Source organism: Galbibacter orientalis DSM 19592 (assembly GCF_000260115.1).
In the GTDB taxonomy this organism is placed as follows: Bacteria; Bacteroidota; Bacteroidia; order Flavobacteriales; family Flavobacteriaceae; genus Galbibacter; species Galbibacter orientalis.
The window spans coordinates 3,649,008-3,668,883 of record NZ_JH651379.1; the positions used below are offsets into that span (position 1 = coordinate 3,649,008).

General features: G+C 35.5%; 18 protein-coding genes. 4 read left to right on the forward strand and 14 right to left on the reverse strand.

All coding sequences use genetic code 11. The annotated features are described in order from the left end of the window. Complete coding sequence (locus JOOMADRAFT_RS16015) at positions 1–1,122, reverse strand: SIR2 family protein (RefSeq protein ID WP_008615200.1); 1,122 nt, start codon at positions 1,120–1,122, stop codon at positions 1–3. A 340-nt stretch (positions 1,123–1,462) separates the two neighbouring features. Then, a complete protein-coding gene (locus JOOMADRAFT_RS16020; protein ID WP_008615201.1) occupies positions 1,463–1,723 on the reverse strand; it encodes a helix-turn-helix domain-containing protein in 261 nt (86 codons plus the stop codon). Between the two features lie 854 nt (positions 1,724–2,577). Between JOOMADRAFT_RS16020 and JOOMADRAFT_RS16025 the strand changes: the two genes are divergently transcribed. From JOOMADRAFT_RS16025 to JOOMADRAFT_RS16035, 3 genes are all read left to right on the forward strand, one after another. Next, a complete protein-coding gene (locus JOOMADRAFT_RS16025; protein ID WP_008615202.1) occupies positions 2,578–5,613 on the forward strand; it encodes a SusC/RagA family TonB-linked outer membrane protein in 3,036 nt (1,011 codons plus the stop codon). Between the two features lie 142 nt (positions 5,614–5,755). Beyond that, a complete protein-coding gene (locus JOOMADRAFT_RS16030) occupies positions 5,756–7,045 on the forward strand; it encodes a RagB/SusD family nutrient uptake outer membrane protein (RefSeq protein WP_245547686.1) in 1,290 nt (429 codons plus the stop codon). A gap of 98 nt (positions 7,046–7,143) precedes the next feature. Further along, positions 7,144–9,693: an alpha/beta hydrolase family protein gene (locus JOOMADRAFT_RS16035; protein WP_008615204.1), complete on the forward strand. Its 2,550-nt coding sequence runs from the start codon at positions 7,144–7,146 to the stop codon at positions 9,691–9,693. Between the two features lie 74 nt (positions 9,694–9,767). Here JOOMADRAFT_RS16035 and JOOMADRAFT_RS16040 read toward each other — a convergent pair whose 3' ends face one another. From JOOMADRAFT_RS16040 to JOOMADRAFT_RS16070, 8 genes are all read right to left on the reverse strand, one after another. Then, entirely contained in the window at positions 9,768–10,058 is a 291-nt protein-coding gene (locus JOOMADRAFT_RS16040) for a DUF6520 family protein (protein WP_008615206.1), read from the reverse strand. Positions 10,059–10,136: 78 nt separating this feature from the next. Further along, entirely contained in the window at positions 10,137–11,630 is a 1,494-nt protein-coding gene (locus JOOMADRAFT_RS16045; RefSeq protein ID WP_008615207.1) for a MauE/DoxX family redox-associated membrane protein, read from the reverse strand. 143 nt (positions 11,631–11,773) lie between these two features. Beyond that, complete coding sequence (locus tag JOOMADRAFT_RS16050; protein WP_008615208.1) at positions 11,774–13,360, reverse strand: type IV secretory system conjugative DNA transfer family protein; 1,587 nt, start codon at positions 13,358–13,360, stop codon at positions 11,774–11,776. 11 nt (positions 13,361–13,371) lie between these two features. Further along, the gene (gene mobB / locus JOOMADRAFT_RS16055) at positions 13,372–14,442 is read right to left on the reverse strand and encodes a MobB family relaxase (RefSeq protein ID WP_008615209.1); all 1,071 of its coding nucleotides are present in this window, start codon (positions 14,440–14,442) and stop codon (positions 13,372–13,374) included. Positions 14,443–14,453: 11 nt separating this feature from the next. After that, the gene (locus JOOMADRAFT_RS16060) at positions 14,454–14,846 is read right to left on the reverse strand and encodes a BfmA/BtgA family mobilization protein (RefSeq protein WP_008615210.1); all 393 of its coding nucleotides are present in this window, start codon (positions 14,844–14,846) and stop codon (positions 14,454–14,456) included. Positions 14,847–15,256: 410 nt separating this feature from the next. Next, the gene (locus JOOMADRAFT_RS19960; RefSeq protein ID WP_008615211.1) at positions 15,257–15,454 is read right to left on the reverse strand and encodes a hypothetical protein; all 198 of its coding nucleotides are present in this window, start codon (positions 15,452–15,454) and stop codon (positions 15,257–15,259) included. A 126-nt stretch (positions 15,455–15,580) separates the two neighbouring features. Then, entirely contained in the window at positions 15,581–16,030 is a 450-nt protein-coding gene (locus JOOMADRAFT_RS16065; protein WP_008615212.1) for a JAB domain-containing protein, read from the reverse strand. 69 nt (positions 16,031–16,099) lie between these two features. Continuing rightward, positions 16,100–16,444, reverse strand: coding sequence for a single-stranded DNA-binding protein (locus JOOMADRAFT_RS16070; protein WP_008610593.1), 345 nt, complete (start codon positions 16,442–16,444; stop codon positions 16,100–16,102). 715 nt (positions 16,445–17,159) lie between these two features. On the opposite strand from JOOMADRAFT_RS16070, the gene JOOMADRAFT_RS16075 reads away from it, so the two are divergent. Continuing rightward, entirely contained in the window at positions 17,160–17,489 is a 330-nt protein-coding gene (locus JOOMADRAFT_RS16075) for a YegP family protein (RefSeq protein ID WP_008615213.1), read from the forward strand. 92 nt (positions 17,490–17,581) lie between these two features. Here JOOMADRAFT_RS16075 and JOOMADRAFT_RS16080 read toward each other — a convergent pair whose 3' ends face one another. From JOOMADRAFT_RS16080 to JOOMADRAFT_RS16095, 4 genes are all read right to left on the reverse strand, one after another. Further along, a complete protein-coding gene (locus tag JOOMADRAFT_RS16080) occupies positions 17,582–17,758 on the reverse strand; it encodes a histone H1 (RefSeq protein WP_008615214.1) in 177 nt (58 codons plus the stop codon). A 195-nt stretch (positions 17,759–17,953) separates the two neighbouring features. Beyond that, positions 17,954–18,289, reverse strand: a complete 336-nt coding sequence (locus tag JOOMADRAFT_RS16085) for a hypothetical protein (protein ID WP_008615215.1) — start codon at positions 18,287–18,289, stop codon at positions 17,954–17,956. Between the two features lie 60 nt (positions 18,290–18,349). Continuing rightward, positions 18,350–19,186 carry a DUF932 domain-containing protein gene (locus tag JOOMADRAFT_RS16090; protein WP_008615216.1) on the reverse strand — a complete coding sequence of 279 codons (837 nt, stop codon included), beginning with the start codon at positions 19,184–19,186 and terminating at the stop codon, positions 18,350–18,352. A gap of 77 nt (positions 19,187–19,263) precedes the next feature. Continuing rightward, positions 19,264–19,671: a hypothetical protein gene (locus JOOMADRAFT_RS16095; RefSeq protein ID WP_008615217.1), complete on the reverse strand. Its 408-nt coding sequence runs from the start codon at positions 19,669–19,671 to the stop codon at positions 19,264–19,266. Between the last annotated feature and the right edge of the window lie 205 nt (positions 19,672–19,876).

Consider the following 19,876-nt stretch of genomic DNA (forward strand, 5'->3'; position numbering starts at 1 on the left):
CTAATCAATTTTGTCTAAGATTGCTTTTAAGAATTCTTCATTAAAAGTTTTAAAGTCGAAATGTTTAGATGTATCGTCAATCTCTATAACTTGAATGTTATTATAGCGAATGGTGGCACTTCCTTTTTTTAGATTTGCCTCTATATCAAGTTTTGCACTATTGTCATAAGCGAAAACTTTAATTGTTAGAGTGGGATTGGAGTTTGCTGCTCTTGTAACAATCTCCCTAATGTGTTCATCCGCCATAGAAAATCCGAATACGATGAGTATCGTATTTTCTTTTTCTAACTCGTTTGAAAATAATCTTAGAAGCTCATAATACTGAAGATTAAGAATTGTGTCTTGAAACTTTTCTTTGGTTGGGTTTACAACCGCAAATTTTTTATATTCTTCTAAAAACTCTCCATAGGTTGGTAAAATAGTTTTTCCTTTAACTTCTGTAGTAAAATGAGTGTCGATAGTTGCTGATGTATCAAAATCAATCAAATCCGATTCAACATTTTCAAATTTTACTTGGACAGATTTGATAGCTCTTAAACCTGAATAAATAATATTATCTCTATCTGTTTCCCAAGTCAACGAGCCATGGACTTTCAATAAGTTGAAAACAGGAATTTCTGAGGTGTTATCGTAATGAAGGCTTTTTTTGAATAGAGAATTCTTGAAATTTGTCAGATTAAAAATAGGGTTAAATCGCCCATAAAATCCATCGTTGTATTCAAGTTGCGAGGTCTCCAAAGCCTTTTCGAAAAACACATCGATATTTGTAGTGAAAATGTTGACTTGTTTGTTAAGAATGGTACTTTTTCTTTTTAGAACAATTGTATTTAGATAAACTAAGAAATTTTTGTAGTTTGATAGAACCTCGTCTCTCTTAACATCTGTAATAGTTTCATCAATAATTTGAGGGTTTTTGCTAATAACATTTTTGAAGTATTTCCCTAAAATTGAAGCTCTAACAATAGTTTTTTCGTCTTCGCTAAGAGTTTTGTTTCGTTCCAATTCCGTTAAAAGAACTTCAATGTTACCAAGTGTCGAAAAGTAAGGAACAGAAAGACCTGAACCAACAAGGAAATTCAAATTGCAGTCTTGAATTGTATTTTTAAATTTCTCTATGTCCATTATTCCTTTTTCGATTAATGTATTGTGCTGTCGGTTTTGCATGCACGCCAATGTCTGTATAAACACATGTGATGTGTTTATCTCTATTATATTTATTTGAACTAAAATAAATATAATCCTTTCAAATCAAGTAATTTTTCTAGGAAAGAAAGCATTTTATAGATATAAGTATCTTTAATACTAAGCTAAATAAACCCCTAATGCATAAAAATTACTTAACAAAGGAAACTAAAGATTAAATATTATCATTACGGAATTCCTCTTTTTCGATATTTTTATTAAAAATTATAGTATAAAAGAATAAATTAGCATTATACTATAAAATACTAATTTATTTAAATCAAATTTCACTACCATCTATTTGATATTTACTCAAATCGAACTCGAAATCAAAAAAATCTCTAGGATGTACATCTAACGCATTCGAAAACTTCAATAAAGTAGTCATAGTTAAATTAATTTTGCCTTGTTCATATCTACTTATTTCTGACTTTTCAATTCCTGTCAAGAAACTTAAATCACTTTGCTTTTGTTTTTTACTTTCTCTAAATTCAGATATTTTTATTCCAATTTCCTTTAAAAAGTCATCTTTTATTTTCATGCCAAATTGTTTAAAAGCAATTTGTCCTTATTTTGTGAAATTATTGTTGGGATATAACCCAACTAATTAAAATTATTATTATATTTGTTTCAATAACATATATTTGCAATTCTTCAAATAGGAAAATATTAGAAGCAATTGCTTTGAATCTCGTTATCGAAAACTGGCGTTTTATATTACCACGAGATAATAAGCAGATTTGCTCACGACCCGGGCGTGGGCTCTCTTATTAGTGGTAAAGGTACCGCCAGTGCCTCGATAACAATAAGTTGAGATCCACGCTCATTTATTTCAGAAAAGAGTTTTCTCATAGATTTCAAGCATTTCTTTTGTTGTTTACATTGATGAAGTATTGTTCTTACAATGTTTTATATAATGAACCAACTAACTACCTCATTATGGTTTTATTTATTGCCTTTAAATCTTTCATATGGTTTGAGGGTATCGGTCATGGACAGACTTTTTGTAAAGAAACCAAAAGGTCCTATTTAGACCATTTTTGTTACGGGATTGATGATATAAATTATTGATTTTGGCATACGATACACAATTATCTCGTAATAATACTCTTCACGAATCACGGAAACCACCGTGTAAACTATTAGCAAGCTTAGAACGAATTTTTAAGGTTTCGCTGGCAACCTGAACTATCATACTTTGGTATGAAATTCAAACGGCGAAACTAAAATGTTTAACTAATTAAAATTAAAGTATATAAGAAGAAACAGTCAAAAAAAGCATCAACAATATAATTAGTTTCAAACTAAAAAAATAAGGCTCTCCGCCATTGTGGAAAGTGATCGGAAAGCCTTTGTATCAATTAAACGAAGTCTAACTAATAACATTTCAAAATTATGCAAAAAAAGTGTGTAATAAGAGATAAGTGTATACTATTATTTACCCTGCTTATCTTTTCAATTGGAACGTATTCCCTATTTGGGAATACCAGGGGTATTAATTTATTTGATTTAGCTGCATACCAACATCGGATCAAAGGAGTGGTCACTGATACCAATGGCATTCCTATTCAAGGTGTAAATGTAAAATTACAAGACGCATCTCAGGGAACGTTCACTAATGAAGATGGTATCTTTTATTTAGAGGCCAGTCCTTCCGATGTTTTGGTTGTCAGTTACATTGGTTTTAAAACCCTTGTAGTAAAAGTGGGAGATACTGAAGAACTTTCCTTGGTATTGGAAGAAGATATAACCGATCTAGGTGCTGTTACGGTTAATGCTGGATATTACACGGTATCTGAAAAAGAACGTACGGGAAGTATTTCTAAAATCACTGCTGCAGCTATTGAGAAACAACCCGTCACTAATGTATTAGCTACCATGCAGGGACAGATGCCAGGAGTATTTATCACTCAAGACAGCGGTGTTCCTGGTGGGGGTTTTCAAATTCAAATCCGTGGGCAAAACAGTCTTCGCTCGGATGGTAATGCTCCACTTTATATCATTAATGGCGTTCCTTATTCAACTCAAGGTATTTCCTCTTTTTATACCAGCGGCTCTATCCCTGGTGGCTCCAATCCTTTAAATAGTATTGACCCCTCCTCCATCGCTGGCATAGAGGTATTGAAAGATGCTGATGCCACCGCTATTTACGGATCAAGAGGAGCTAATGGGGTGGTACTTATTACCACTAAAAAAGGAAAAGCTGGGAAGACACGTTTCAGTTTGGATTATGCTTATGGATTGGGTTGGGTACGCACCTATATGAATCTTATGAATACAGAAGAATATCTTGATATGCGTCAGGAAGCATATCAAAATGATGGGTATGATGACTATCCATCCAATGCATATGATGTCAATGGCACGTGGGACCCAAATAGGTATACAGATTGGGAGGAAGTCCTCATTGGAGGTTCCTCAGAGATTACCGATATCAAGGGCAGCATTTCCGGAGGTAATACACAGACCCAATTCAATGTGAATGGTTCATACCATCGTGAAACCACGGTATATCCAGGAGATTTTTCATATAATAAAGCCGGTGTCCATTCCAACCTATCCCATCAAACAACTGATGGGAAGTTTAAACTGCAATTCTCTGGAAATTATACACTGCAACAAAATAATTTACCTGGAGAATCACTCACATCAGCAATTTATCAATTAGCACCAAATGCACCAGCGCTATACAACGAGGATGGCAGTCTTAATTGGGAAAATAGTACATGGGAAAATCCATTAGCGCCATTACAAAAGGAATACGCTTCCCAAAGTTATGATCTAACCAGTAACTTACGCCTTTCCTATGAGCTACTTCCTCATCTTTATTTTCAAAGTAATTTTGGATACACACATACCCAATATAATGATGATTTAGCTAGTCCACATACTATTTATGACCCAGCATATGAACTTACTAGTGATTTATCTTCTATTTATAAAAATCAAATACGACGGGCTTCATGGATTATCGAACCTCAACTAGATTACTCTGTGAGTTTCGGGGATTTCAATACGAAGTTATTAGTTGGCGGTACTTTCCAAAAGTTAACTAATAATCGTGAAGAGATTGTTGGTATTGGATTTGTAAACAATAGCCTTATTAATAATATCGCAGCAGCCAATACGAAACAAGTTTTAGCTGATGAGCAAACCGTTTATAAGTACAATGCTATTTATGGACGTCTGAATGTAGCACTTAAAAATAGATACATCTTAAACATTACTGGAAGAAGAGATGGCTCTAGTCGCTTTGGCTCAGGCAAACAATTTGCCAACTTTGGAGCGGTTGGTTTTGCTTGGCTATTTTCTGAGGAACCATTTATTGAAAATACCTTTCCTTTTTTAAGTTACGGAAAATTTCGTAGTAGTTATGGAACTACTGGAAGTGACCAAATCGGAGATTATCAATACTTAGATACGTATACGGTCAACGGAAACAATTACGGAGGAACTCCAACTATGGAACCTTCTAGGCTTTTCAATCCACTTTTTAGTTGGGAAGAAAATAAAAAATTCGAAATCGCATTAGAAACAGGATTCTTAAACGATCGAATCTTAGTAAGTATTGCCCGTTATCAAAATCGTTCCTCCAACCAGCTTGTTGGGATTCCCCTGCCCCAAACAACAGGGTTCCCTTCCATTCAAGCTAACTTGGACGCTACTGTTGAAAACAGCGGTTGGGAATTTGAATTCAACACAACCAACATCAAAGCTTCTCAACTTTCATGGCGTACTTCTTTAAACCTCAGCATCCCTACCAATAAACTGGTAAGTTTTCCTGGGCTAGAAACCTCTACCTATGCAAATACCTATGTCATTGGAGCACCTTTAAACATTGATAAAGTGTATAGTTTCCAAGGGCTGAATTCAGCTACTGGTTTATATGAATTTACAGACTATAATGAGGATGGTGTGCTAAGTCGAGCAGACGACAGAGAAGGCTATAAAGACTTAAATCCAAGCTTTTATGGAGGTCTTCAAAATAGCTTTAATTACAAAGGATTTAGACTAGATTTTTTATTTCAATTTGTCAAACAAGAAAACTATTCAGGGATATCCTTGACTGGACTTCCTGGACAAATGGTTAATCAACCGAAATCCGTACAGGATCATTGGATGCAACCCGGAGATCAAACTACTTATCAACCCTACTCTACTGGACTTAATCGAGAGCTCTATTTGAGGTATCTAAATTATATTCAAAGCGATGCAATAATCACAGATGCCTCTTACATTCGATTAAAAACAATTTCAGTTTCTTACACCTTACCTGAAAATATGATCCAAGGCGTACAATGTAGATTGTTTTTACGTGGTCAAAATCTCTTGACTTTTACACCCTATGAAGGTATGGATCCAGAATCTGGTTTCCGAAGTAGTCTACCACCCCTACGGGTATTAACTACCGGGCTTCAACTTAATTTTTAAAACAATAAATACAGTCATGAAAACACCTATTAGACACCTAACAAATAAACATCCATTATTAAAAAGATATAAACTCATTATATTTTGTCTATTCACTTTTTCCTGTTTCTTCATCACGACAGCTTGTGAAGATTTTGTAGCGGTGGAACTCCCTGCTTCTCAATTAAACGCAGCCGCTGTGTTTGAAGAAGCGGCCTCTGCCAATGCGGCACTATTAGCCATTTACGCGGAAATGCGGGATGAAAGTATGATAAGTGCTTTATCCTATACTATGGGACTCTATGCTGACGAACTGGATTACTATGGAACTACTGATGGAATCAATATTCTTTACACAAATTCCTTACTACCATCATCTTCAACCGTTGGTAGCTGGTGGAACAATAGTTATCATTTGATTTATAGCGCCAATGCTATTATTGAAAAAACAGCACAATCCCAAGCACTATCAGAGGAAGAGAGGAATCAACTTATTGGAGAGGCACTATTTGTCCGTGCGTTCATACATTTTTATCTCACCAACCTTTATGGTGCTATTCCATACATTACTAGTACAGATTATAATGAGAATCAAATAGCCTCCAAAATGACCTCAACGGCAGTATATTCGGCTATTATTGATGATCTAGTTAAGGCAGCAGCCAACTTAAAAAACAATTATCTTTTAGAAGATCGCACCCGTCCTAACAAGGCTACCGTTATGGCGCTATTGGCTAGGGTGTATTTATATACAGAACAATGGGAAGAGGCTTCTAATGCAGCTTCCTATGTCCTTAATTTAAAAAGTCAATATTCTTGGGAAACTGATTTAAACAAAGTATTCTTAAAAGAATCCTCCACCACCCTTTGGCAATGGGCTCCTAAAACAAGTAATGGTAATACTCGTGAAGGGGAAACCTTTATTTTTACATCCGTGCCACCTTCCAATGTCGCACTAACCGCACAGCAATTATCAGCATTTGAAACGAATGATTTACGTAAAACGCAGTGGACGAAAGAGGTCACTGATTATAACAATAGCTGGTCACATGCCTATAAGTATAAAGAACGTAGTACGAGTGACCCTTCCAAAGAGCATACAATCATTTTTAGATTGGCTGAACTATACCTTATACGTGCTGAGGCTAGAGCACAATTTGGAGATATAATTGGTGCTGCTGATGATTTAAATATACTTCGGACACGAGCTGGACTTCCAAATACACCTGCTTCTGATAAAGAATCCCTATTACGTGCCATCTCTGCAGAGCGGAGCGCAGAACTATTTACCGAAATGGGGCATCGTTTTTTTGATCTAAAGCGTACCAAGCAATTGGATATTTTATCAGCATCAAAAAAGGGTTGGGAAGCATCGGATGAATTATTCCCTATCCCAGAAAACGAACTGCTTATCAACCCGAATTTAGCACCACAAAATCCTGGTTACAATTAAATAAAAATAGTAAACAAACCATCTCTAAAACTATAATCGTTTTGCATGCCAATTCATTATGGACATTTTAAGATGGTTTTAAATTTTAAAAACTGTATATGAAACTGCACAGTATTAAACATATCCTTTATACACTTTTAAGTGTTATTTTTCTATTACCTACGATAACTAGGGCACAGAAAACACTTAAACCAATTACAGAGAGCGATTACCATCTATGGTATGACCTACACTTAAGTAAACTCTCGCTAAACGGCTCTTGGGTTAGCTATACACTTTCGAATTTAGAAATAGATTCGCTTTGCATCCAAGAAACAAAAGGCACTAAAAGTTATCGTTTTAAAGATGGTTACGGGCTTCAGTTTTTAGGTGATCATAAAGCTGCATTTGGAATAAAAAATCAAATGGTTTATCTTGATTTAACCTCTGGACATATGACCTACTATCCTAAAAAAACCGAGTTTGCCATTAGTGATGATCAGACATATATATTTCGGTTGGAAAAGGATACAAATAAGCTTAGCATAATCCATGATCGTGATTCTGACTCCCTGACCATTTCTAATGTAAATAAATACAGTTATGACGAAACCTCGGATAGGTTGGCCATAATCATTAAAGATTCAAATACCTACTCCATGGAAGTGATTGCCTTAAAAAAAGGGTTTCCAAAAATCACTATTCTTGCCCCACAAAAGCGACCTATTCTACAAATAGGTTGGCATCCTAAGGGAAAGGCACTAGCCTACGCCCTAACTTCCTCAGAGAATAGTGCTGGATTTCTTGGATACTATCATTTTGAAAACAAAACAGAAAAACATTTTGACCCACTTATTTCGAACAACTTTCCAAAAAGTCATATACTAGAGCCTTCCTGGGAATATCCCTTTATGTTTTCTCTAGATGGCTCCAAAATATTTTTTGCCCATAAGCGCCGGGAAGCAGTTCAGAGCTCTGAAATTCCTCAAGTTTGGAAGTATACAGATCCTTTTCCCTATAAAATAATGAATGCTACCCAAGGGTGGAAAAACACTTCGCATGTCAGTGTTTGGGATGTGAAGAAAAATAAATCCTTGCGCATAACAGATGAAGAATTCCCTCAAGCAATTTACAAGAATGCCAACAATCAGGTATTGGTCTATAACCAAAGTACCTATGGCTTCAAAACACACTATAGAAATCGTATAGATCTGTATGGAATGAACCTTGTTACTGGAAAACGAACCTTACTGATTAAAAAATACGATCATTCTATAAATCAATTAAAAAGAAGTCCTTCTGGCAGGTTTTTATTGTATGGACATCAAGGACAATGGTGGTGTTATGATATGAAAAAACAAAAGAAAATTAACCTTACCGCAAAATATTCATCCCCCGAATCCTATAAAATTATGATGAATGGGCTTGAATCGCCTGTTGGTTGGAACGAAAATGAAACTGCAGTTTTTATGTATGACAAATACGATCTATGGAAAGTATTTTTAGATGATAAAACCCCTGTTCGAATTACCAGGGGAAAAGAAAAAGGAATCACTTATAGCCTAATAAACCCTCATATAAAAAGTGAAACTCCATATGTTAATGAACAAGCGTTGTTCTTTTCCATGACCAAAGGTCTTCTTAGGGGGTATGCCTATTCCAAAAATAAAAAAAACATCCATACCATTGATTTTAAATCCTTCTATACGGAGCGGTCTATAAGTTCCCCAGATGGTAAGTCTATCGCCTATACAACGGAGACCAATAAACGACCTACTGCCATCAAATACTTTAGCATTCAAAACAAGAAGCTCAAAACCTTGGTACAGAGCAATCCTCATTACAAAACATATCAATGGTACCACACGGACACGATCACCTATAGCAATAAACATGGAAAACGATTGATTGGTACATTGAGGTATCCCATAGGTTATCAAAAGGATTCCCTATATCCGATGATTGTCAATATTTATGAGAAAAAATCACAGTTTTACAATGATTATATCAATCCTAGTCAATATAACCATTCTGGAGTAAATGCATCGAACCTTACGTCGAAAGGTTATTTTGTATTTCTTCCTGACATTGTTTATGAAGTAGGAGAACCAGGATTTTCCGCTGTAGATTGTATTGTATCAGGTACAAAGGCTGCCATAAAAACTGCTGCTATCGATCCTAAAAGGATAGGGCTTACTGGCTATTCTTTTGGCGGTTATGAAACCATGTTCACCATCACACAAACACATCTCTTTACTGCTGCCGCTGCTGGTGCTGGGATTTCCAGTTTTAATTGGAACTATGTAACCACAGAACAACAAATTGCCTATCGATATTATATGCACGAAGATTACCAATTTCGGTTGAAAAACTCTCTTTATGATGACTATCAGGGATATTTGGACAATTCGCCGCTATACCATGCTAAAAATGTACAGACCCCGTTACTGCTCTATGCTGGAGATAAAGACGATCATGTGAGTTATAAGCAGTCCATCGCCTTTCATTTGGCACTTAAAAGATTGCATAGGGAAAATGCCTTACTTATATATCCTGGTGAGACACATTCCATTATAGCTCCTACACACCAAAGGGACATCACACGAAAAATTGAGCAGTGGTTCGGGCACTACCTAAAAGACGAGTCCAAAGCAGGTTGGACGCCATAAATCTTATTAATACTACAAAAAAAACATAAAAAAGAGGGAGCTTCAACAAAGCTCCCTCTTAACTTCCAGTCCTTTTATTCAGGACGGTACAATTGAATGGTACAGTTACCAGATTCATCCTTTTTGAACAATTGATTACCACTAGGACTGTAATCCACGGTACACAATTCATCCGTTATTGTTGATGTACATGCTGTTTCCATATCTAATTCACACTGTGCCCCTGCTGGATCTAGCTGAACATAACCATTCTCGATGGCTACTATTTCAGCTTTTGTCTCCATGGCATGGGTAGTAAAAGCTCCGATTACAGCTATTGCCATAATCATAACTGGCAATAGCTTTTTTAAAAAATCTGTTTTCATACTTTTTGATTTTTAATTATTATGGTCTACTCTTTTCATTCAGGTTTTCGACCTTTCCCTGCAATCGCGATTGTATATTTATTCTTTACTGTTTAATGCTTGTTTCCATACCTGAGAAATATCATAGCGTACCAGATAATCTCCCGTTAGACCATAAAAATCATTCTTCCATATAAAAATTTGGCGCACTGGAGCTTGATTCATTCGGTAGACATAGAAACTATTCAAATAAGCCCCATCCTCTAATTGATAAACATCAATCACATCAGCCTGTTCCCAAATTAATTCTGGTTCATATTTCCCGAGTATTTTTGATCGGACAAACAATAGACCATTATAGGCTACTGCCGTTGTATTAACCGTTACAGATGAAATTAACTTGTATTGATTTTTCAAGGTTACCGAATCTATGATCATTTGAGCTTTCTGTATCGTATCAATGGTATGAGCAGTAAATACGGGATTCAATAAACTATCCATTACTTCGAATAAGTTTCGGTAACGATATACATATACCATATTTCTGGTTATTGGATCTTTGGTCAGTGTCCCAGAAACATCGAAGAAACCGTCAATTTGTTTTTTTAGAAGCATAGGCTTGGATTGAATTGGTAAAGAATCTTTCATCTTTAAAATTCCCATTGCTCTTTTCCTCTTTTTATAAATAGTGTGTTTTACTACCCATTGATTTTCATCAAACTGTACTGGATCTGAAAACTGTTTGCTACCATCCCATCGAAACGTCATTTGCCAATCCGTCGTCTTTCCTTTCAATATTCGAGAAATCTGACCATCCAGAAGAAATACATTTGGTGGAATTACTCGACTTTGTGCAGCTTTTCCAGGTAAGTCATCTTTAGACATCTTTATTGTAATTCGTTCTGATGCTTCGAGGTCTTGATCTATTTTTAAAATTTGTAAGGGACGGGTATAATTCCCTAGATAAAGGAATGATGTATCTATTCCTGCTAGGTAATAAGAATTCACTCCTAAATTAAATACGCCTTTCTTAACCATTCTATGAGAATAATTTCTAATAAAGGGATTTTTATAACGTATAAGTCTTTCTGAGGTTACATACAACAGAACTACAGACAATACACCTATAAGTATGTTAATTGCTACCAACCCTACTTGAATAAAAACTGAATTGATCCATTTATTTAAAACAAGCGCAATACTAAGTGCCCAAATTCCAAGTAAAAGGATTCCTAAATTAAAATAAAGGTGTTCCTTCCAGCCCAAAGCTTCCAAAATACCCCCACAAGAACAAGGAACAGATACAGCATGGTAAAGAATGATATAAATATAGGTACTAAACATGGTCATTAACAGTACCGCTAAAATCAACCCGATAATTCTTGTCCGTTTATGAAGTAACAGAAATGAGGTGACCAATTCTATACATGGGATACCCCATGCAATAATGTCAGCAAATCCTTTTATTACAGGGGACTGTCCTAACTGCATTCTGAAATTCTGAAAATTCAAAAACTTGCTTACCGAAGCGTATACGAATAACAGTACATACAGCAGACAGATTCCCCATAATATAATTCTCCTTACCTTCATTTTTCATGTACTTAAATGAATTGGTTTGAGGGGAAATAATTTATTTTGAATAAAATTAATACAGGGTTTTGGATTAGCTTTTATCAAAAACTGGACAATTGTTATTGAAAACAGGCTTTTTTAAATATCTTGAGGATGCTATCTCAGGAAGCTTGAAATATCCCCTTCACCTCCTTATATATCCTTTTATAATTTTCTTTTAGTTCTTTAGCTGTATAGACTTTTTCTGGTAAAGGTTTGACCTTATCAAATTCAGGCACTGGAAAGCGAATCTTTCGATCTTTTCCATCTGCAAAGCTGATAAATTCCCCTTGCCGTAAACTAAAAAACGTACTTGCTCTATTTTTAGCAATTTCTCGTTCTCCTGTGGTAATTCTAGCTTCAAAGCTGAGCGAACTACTTTTAGTAACACTCCTGGTTTTTGTTTTTATCATCTCAAAAAACTGTTCATAATACTTTGCGGTCAAGGGATCATTCGCCTTGCCAAAGAATTGATAGGATAGGTTACTAAGAATCGCTCTACTTCCCTTGTCCCCGTACATCATGTCATTCTGGACTTTATCTTGTAACACATAAACGGTGGCGATATCAAAACTTCGAAGGGTCGCTGGTATTCGATGCATGTTCAACAGTCGCAAGGTCGGCGCTTCTTCCATTAACAAAAAAGAGGGTGCTGCATTTCTAACTGACATCTGTTTTACAGCCGTATGCATAATGGTTGCAATCACGGGCGCATAGGCTGCCTCATAAAGTGGATTGTTTACCACTGATAAAACAGTAGGTTTTGGAAGTCGGTTTAAATGAAGTGGTGTTTCATCGGCTGATAAAGCCATAAAGAGTCGCTGACTGCTAATTTTCTTTAGCGCATTGGAAAGTGTGCTCTTGACCCCTGCCGTTTGTTTTTCCGATTCTATCCCTTGTATAAAGGCAGCAGCCATTCCTGCAGCAATGCGATTGGTTTGTAAAAAAGCCTCTAGACTTTCTGTATCTAATAACTGATATAATATGATAAGATGGGGTAAAGTACAATAGGTAGGATAGGTACTTTTTAGCTTCCAAATAAGCCCGCTTATCAGGCCTTCCGCTGCATCTTTAAAAAAATGATTCGCTCCTTTATACGTATCAGAGGTCTGTTCCAATAGATTTTCAACTAAAACCCGCGATACTTCATACACACTTTCTTCATTGGGTAAATATCGGGGCGCTATAGGATTCACTTTGGAATATATGGTGTCTAAACAAATCACTTTAAAATCAATCCCTGAATCCTTTAATAAAGGATAAGCTAATTCCGTAATTTCAAAATGTTTGTAATCATGGATGATTCCACTAAACTGATGCTTTTTAAAATGCTGTAATAACCCATAGGTAACACTTGCTGTCTTGCCACTCCCAGCAGCGCCGATCACGGATATGCCTCTGCGAATGTTTTCCAATATTAGTTTTCCAGATTGAAGTTTTAAAATCGCTTTAAATCGTCTATCAGTACCACTACTCCCCTCTTTTGTCAAAATTCCAAACAAGATTACATTTATAAGCAACATTGGGCAATAGAGATGTATCACACTTTTAGAAATCATCTGTATATCATGCCCATAACTTCCTTCTATCCATAGAAGGTTCATCAATATAAGTGATAGAAACAAGCCATATTTACTATACCGAATCAATACAAATGCGATGCATCCCATCCCAATGAAAACCCACAAATATGTCCAAACATTTATCATCCTTCTCCACTTTAATATCCAATGGATGATGAGCGAATCCCAACATCAATTCCTTTTTTAACCTGTTTAAGTGCTTTAATTGCCAGTTGCACTTTATTGGTAGGAATGGTAGTCACGGGGACCTGTTGCTCTTTTAGTAATTTCAATGCAAGGGCTTTCTCATTTGATGGGAGTTGCAACACTTTCAAAAAGAATTTCGTAGGCTTATGCTTTAATAGCTTTCGTGCTTTATAGGATTCCACATAATTCCGATTGTATGCAAACATTCTATCAAATACCTTTTCAGCATCTTTATAAAATTGATTCCTATCGAATCCCCTTTTCACTTCTTTCCCATTGATGGTTACTTTGGAAGCTTTATAGGTACTCCCAGGAGAAAGACTTACGCTATTGGTAGCATCCTTTCTACTAACAATAATATGGATATGGGATTGATTCCCGGGTTTCTCCATCCCTTGAACAATGCGCTTGCCATGCAGCTGATGGGGCGCTTCCCTTTCCAACTGTTCTATGCGCTTATGCAGTTCTCTTTGTTTGACCAATTTCGCTTTTTTAGCAGTTGGTTGCGTTCCCTTCTGAGCGCTCTGAATTTCCATAGGAAACTTGCGAAGTTCTTGCTTGAGCTTAAGGATCTCACTAGCATACTTTTGATTTTCTATAATTTCCGTATCGCTTCCTTTGAAATAACGCTTATGCTCTAGTTTTGCATAATATTTTATATCAGCAATGGTCACATTTCTTCCATTGATTTCACGATGAAAAGACGTTACATAGGCTTCCATTACGGCTTTGGTGTATCGTTTTAAATCAGTTACAGAATTGTTTATAGCCCTTAGTTCACGTTGACTTGGATTGATGGTAATGGAATAAAACTTAGGCTCTGTTTTCTTTAGCTTTGCGGTATTGCTATCAATTTCTTTAATAACCTCCTCCCTATTTATTGCTTCCCCATATTGATTAAAAAAATGTTCCATTTCCTCTTTGGAGACCCCTTCATTTTCTTTTTCTAGATACGCTACATAACCGCTTACACTTTGCGGATAACTGCCTTCTAATTTTTGTGCTGATATTGTTACATACATAAGCATTTCCTTTATAATTCATCTACATCTCTTTTCTTCTCTACAAACTTGGGAGGCTTTTTCTTGGGCTTCTTTTCCACAAACTTGGGTGTATCCTTGAGGGCTGCGCCTTCAAAAAGGGCTTGTAACATTGACAAAGTAGGTTTTGTCTGCGTCTTTTCTTGTTCTTTAATCATCGCAATCACATGATTGATTCTTTTTTTTACTAAGCTTTCTAAGGTCTGCATTTTAGAATCCATGCGTTCTTTTGGAGAGATCCCACTCGTTTCAAAAAATTCCAACATCACTAATAAAGTCATGGATTGAGAACACCCCAATTGTTTGCAATAGCTCCTAAATTTCTTCATCACAGATTCCTTTATTTTAACCGTCACAAAGGGTTCTTTTTCGTATCCTTTATCCATTTTTTAGTAAAATTTGTATAGGTTTTACTGGGCTAAGCGGTTTTTTTAGTAAAAAACAAACTTTAGTCTCCTCCTATTTACATGTATTTTGATATGAATTCTAGGCAATCCCTATCAAATACTAACAATTCAAATCAGTAACCACGCGTCAGCGGGTTACCCTCTTGCTACTCCTTTTTGTCCCGCAGGGACAAAATTCATACATCCCACCATGGTGGGTGCCTTATTTCAATGGTGTTAAAATGGTCATATAAGGAAAGTCAAATCGTCCGTTTGGAAAGCTGTCAAAACGAACCTATTTTGATGACCAAAAAGGCTGTTACCTCATGTTTTAAAGATACTCATTTCAAGGGATTACGCATAAAAAATGCCCATCATAATTGATGGGCTTGATTGGTGTTATTTGCTATTTAGATACTGAAAACATACGTATAATTGTATAGATTTCGTATCGCTTCTTCTTCCAATAGGGATTCATAATTTACATAGTGTTCCCTAGCGTAGTGCTTTAATTGTTTCCCAAATCGACTTTCCACATCTTTTTTGGACATGGAAAGCAACCGATTTTGAGTTTCGTTATCGAGGTTATTGTAATTCAAATAAACCATAATCTTAAAATTTAGCCCTTACAAATCATATAGTTTGGGGGCAAAATCATCGGGGTAATTTCCTTGGTCTTGACATGCTTCCAACCAAATTTCAAATTCTTTATTATTTTTTCCATCATCTTTATTTTACAACAAACCATTATCCGCAAAACTGAAGTACTTCCCATCGGGGCTTAAAATAATATGGTCTAATACTTTCACATCAAGATACGAACCTGCTTTTTTGATTTTTTGTGTGATTTCCTTATCCAATTCACTGGCTTTGAGTGTGCCACTGGGATGGTTATGACATAAAATAACCGCTGTACTAAGGCTCTTTAGTACTACTGCAAATAAAATGCGGATATCAACCAGCGTACCCGTGATACCGCCTATGGAAAGCGTATAGATTCCTTTTACCTTATTGCTATTATTTAACAATAAGACTTTAAAAGTCTCTTGTAAAGCGATGGTATTCATATCAAAGGATTGTAAAAGAATAGCAGCAGCTTTGCTACTACTGGAAATAGTTGTTTCACAACTGGTCAAAAAACTTTCTTTATACGAGAGTTGAATTTCATTAACTTTGTTTAACATAACTATTCAATTTTAAATTGATCCGAAATAGTTAAATACAGCAGGTCGGGGGACCTGCTGTATTCTTGTTTAACTTGCTTGGTTTCCACCAAGGAATAAAATCTCTGAGACGATAACCTCGGTTACATAGCGTTTTACGCCTTCTTTATCCTCATAAGAGCGCGAGGAGAGTTTTCCCTGTACGGCAATCTCTTTACCCGTAAATACATAGTCTTCGATTAGGGAAGCCACTTTCCCCCAGGCTACCAATTGATGCCAGTCGGTATTGGTTTGTTTCTCGCCTTTGGAGTTTTTAAAATTCTCATTAGTTGCTAATGAAATTCTAGCTACTTTTTTACCATTATCTAAAACGGTTACTTGTGGCTCTTGCCCTACGTTTCCGATAAGTTGCACTTGATTTTTTAAAGTACTCATAATTAAAAAATTTAAAAGGTTCTTAAATGCCCTTTGTCTGCAAGCTTTTGAGTGAAGTACTTTATAAATGAAGTTTCTTTAATTTTTCACTAGTTTAAAAAATAGTGTTCAGTATTTCATTTAAAAGATTCATCCTATTAATAAGCTAACATTTTAAGGGGTGTTTGTTTGCCTTCTTGCGTGCATAGCACTTATAAAAGCAGTAGGTTCTGTCAAGACTTTTGAGCAGAAATCAGGAGTGTCTGCTGACGCCAGTAAATCCTAGGATTTACCAGGAAGTAGAAACCTTATTTCTAAGCAAAACTTGTTATAGTTTTGACAGGTTCTATAGTGGTTTAGGAATGCTTAGCCGATACATTTTTGCAGGCGTGTACGGGAAGTTAAACGCCTAAAAAAAATGATTTCGGCTTAGAAGTCCTTAGATCACTACCGCTGTTTTTCGTTATCCCGAAAAACAGGTAACGGCTTCTTTTATTATAAAACCCTTAAAATGTGGGGAAGACTCAATTTTTATTTTCAGGACTTTGCCGAGTAAATCCAAAAGAAGGATTTACCAAAAAGGACTTTTTAGAAAATGAAAAATGAGGAGCGCGGTGGATTTAAAAAAATACTATCTTAATATAGACTGATTTAAACTCTTAATTTTTTCAATAACGTATAGGATATTTTGAAACTCTTTCTAAAAGTTTTATATTCAAACTAAAATTAACAAACCATGGGAAAATTTGAAATAAACACCGATACATCTGACAAATATCGGTTTAATCTAAAAGCTACAAATGGACAAGTGATCTTAAGTAGTCAAGGGTACACCACTAAATCAGCTTGTGAGAATGGTATCGCCTCTGTAAAGAAAAATGCTCAAGATGATGCAATGTTTGAACGGAATACCGCCAAAGATGGAAGTCCGTTTTTTAATTTAAAATCGAGTAATGGTCAAGTAATCGGCACTAGTGAGATGTATTCGAGTACTTCGGCTATGGAAACTGGAATCGCTTCTGTTAAATCAAATGCACCTGATGCAGCAATAGTAGATAATTCTTAACTATAAATACATAAACGCTCTCTTTTGCTATTACTATAATAGCGATCATGATAAGGCAGACTAACACCAATTAGTCTGCCTTTTTTGTGTACCTATTTTTTTCCTTCTTCAACGGACACTTTTCTAAACTCTTTAAAAAGCTTTGTAAGCTCTAAAGAGGCTTTACGCGCTCTGGTTCCAGCTGCTTTATTTCCACTTTCTAATTGCGAGTTTGCATCTTTTTGAAATGATTCGAATTCGGCTTCGATCTTTGAAATTAAATCTTTCATGTTACTTTTTTTAAATTGAGGATGCAATATAAATAGAAAAATGATTTTTTTTATAGATCTTAAGATGCATATCAGTTGCTATTTCTAAAATACTCAACAAAAAAGCTCAGCTTTACGAAGGGATCTTTTATAATTTCCTACACTGATTATTCCCTCCATTCCTATTCCTAATAAAATTTCAAAACGTAGGTATCCTTAAAACAGCTCCAATTGATTGCTTTGTTTTGCTTTCAGTTTTTGAGCCGCTATGTATTTTTTCCATTGCCTAGTTTGGCTCTCAAAGTTAAGTATTTCAAGAAGGAAGGCTACTGGGGTTGTAGTGCTTAATTCTTCCTCATGAAACCACATAGACCGAAATCCAGTTTCGGTTATGGGCAACGGTTCAGGAGCTTTTACTGTTATATGCGAAATACCAGCAATTTTGTAATAATTTTTAGTATAGGTAATAAGCAGTGGAATTCCATTCCATTTTGTATTAAACGTTATTGTTTTATCTACTGCTTTTCTAGTTGATTTTTTGTGAGATTTCATAGGTTACAAATAAAATGAAACTCCAGTTTTACAAGGCACTGGAGCGGCCTAACCGTGTATTTATACCATTGCATAAATTGCTTCAAACAACGCCTTATCTAGTTTCTCTTGTTGAGAAAAACCCTTTTTTAGCTGTGTATGTAATACCCTATTAAAAGCATTGTAGCCAAACCATAAATTTGGTGATTCACCAAGGCGTATGGACTCTTTATACAGGGTATCTAACACCATTCTTGCCTTTTTTGAAGGATTATTGTTTTCAGTACTACATGCATATTGAAACAATTTTATACAATTCAGCACTTCGAAAACAAATGCTTCTTCATCATTAATGGGAGCTTTGTTCATTTGTAGAAATTGATTTGAAATACTATAAAACTCATTATCCATAAACTTCTCAAAGAGCCATTCCAATTCAGGCATAATAAAATTCGTACTGTTTTTAGTGTGTCTGATGGAAAAGGCAATTTTTGATTGGGCAATATGAAGTCCATTTGAACAAACTTGTCTAAAAAAACCAAAATGCCCCGACGTTTTCTCACTCCCATCGTAAGAATTCTTAAAACGGAGCATGGGTAGTATTTGGTCTTGTTTATTTTTAAGTTCAAATAGATTGTTATTTTCGATGATAAAATCCATCGCAAACAACCTGTCATTTCGATTGATGGTTCGTTTACGATACTTTAGATTGGCATCTACCAGAAGTTGTTCTGCTTTATGAAAAAATAGTTCATTGGGAATATGCCCATAACTTTTGGATACCATATTAACAATTTTGCCATTTGATACAATGACATTTTCAAGTCCTCTACGGGACTTAATTCCTGTAATACTTTCAAAAGATTTTATTTCTGATGGAATAAAAATCTCCTCCTGTTGTAAATGATTTAAATACATGATGTTAAATTTTATAGATTAAAAAAAGAAAAGCCCACTCTTGCGAGTAGGCTTTTTAATAAATGGAAAATTAAGTTTTACAACTCAAATTGAACAATCTGCTGTTCAATTTCTGCTTTACGTTGTTCCAACGTGGATTGTAAATGCGAGGTCACCAATTTGATAAGATTTGAATTAGTGGTTTTAAATTCTAGATGACGGGAATCCCGAATAAAGAAACTACTCGAACCATCCTGATTGTAATTGAATTTGGTGAGTTCGGTTAAGGTCTCTGCCAAGCGTTCCCGTTGCGTTGCCAAGCCTCGTAACTTTTCAAACTTCTGGATACGCTCATCCAAACTGATTTCTGCTTTTTGAGGAACAACCTTCGTTTCAGCTTTTACAGTTTTCTCAACTGCCTCTTGGGTCAATTTCTTTTGAACGTCCTTTTTAATAGTAGCACTTTGTTTTTTTGCTACACCGCTTGCTTTTGTTTTTGTTTCCATAATAATGAAATTTTTAGACCTGTCTGCCGACAGGTAGGTTAAACAATATTTGAGCATCAATCAAACGGAAGGCAAAATTTTGGAGTGGAAAGGAAACGGAATAAAAAGAGACATCGGAACGGCTTTATGCCGTCCCTTTTCCGATAAATATTTTGCGAGTTTAATTTTCGGGAATATTGGATAGCTATATACTTATATAATTACT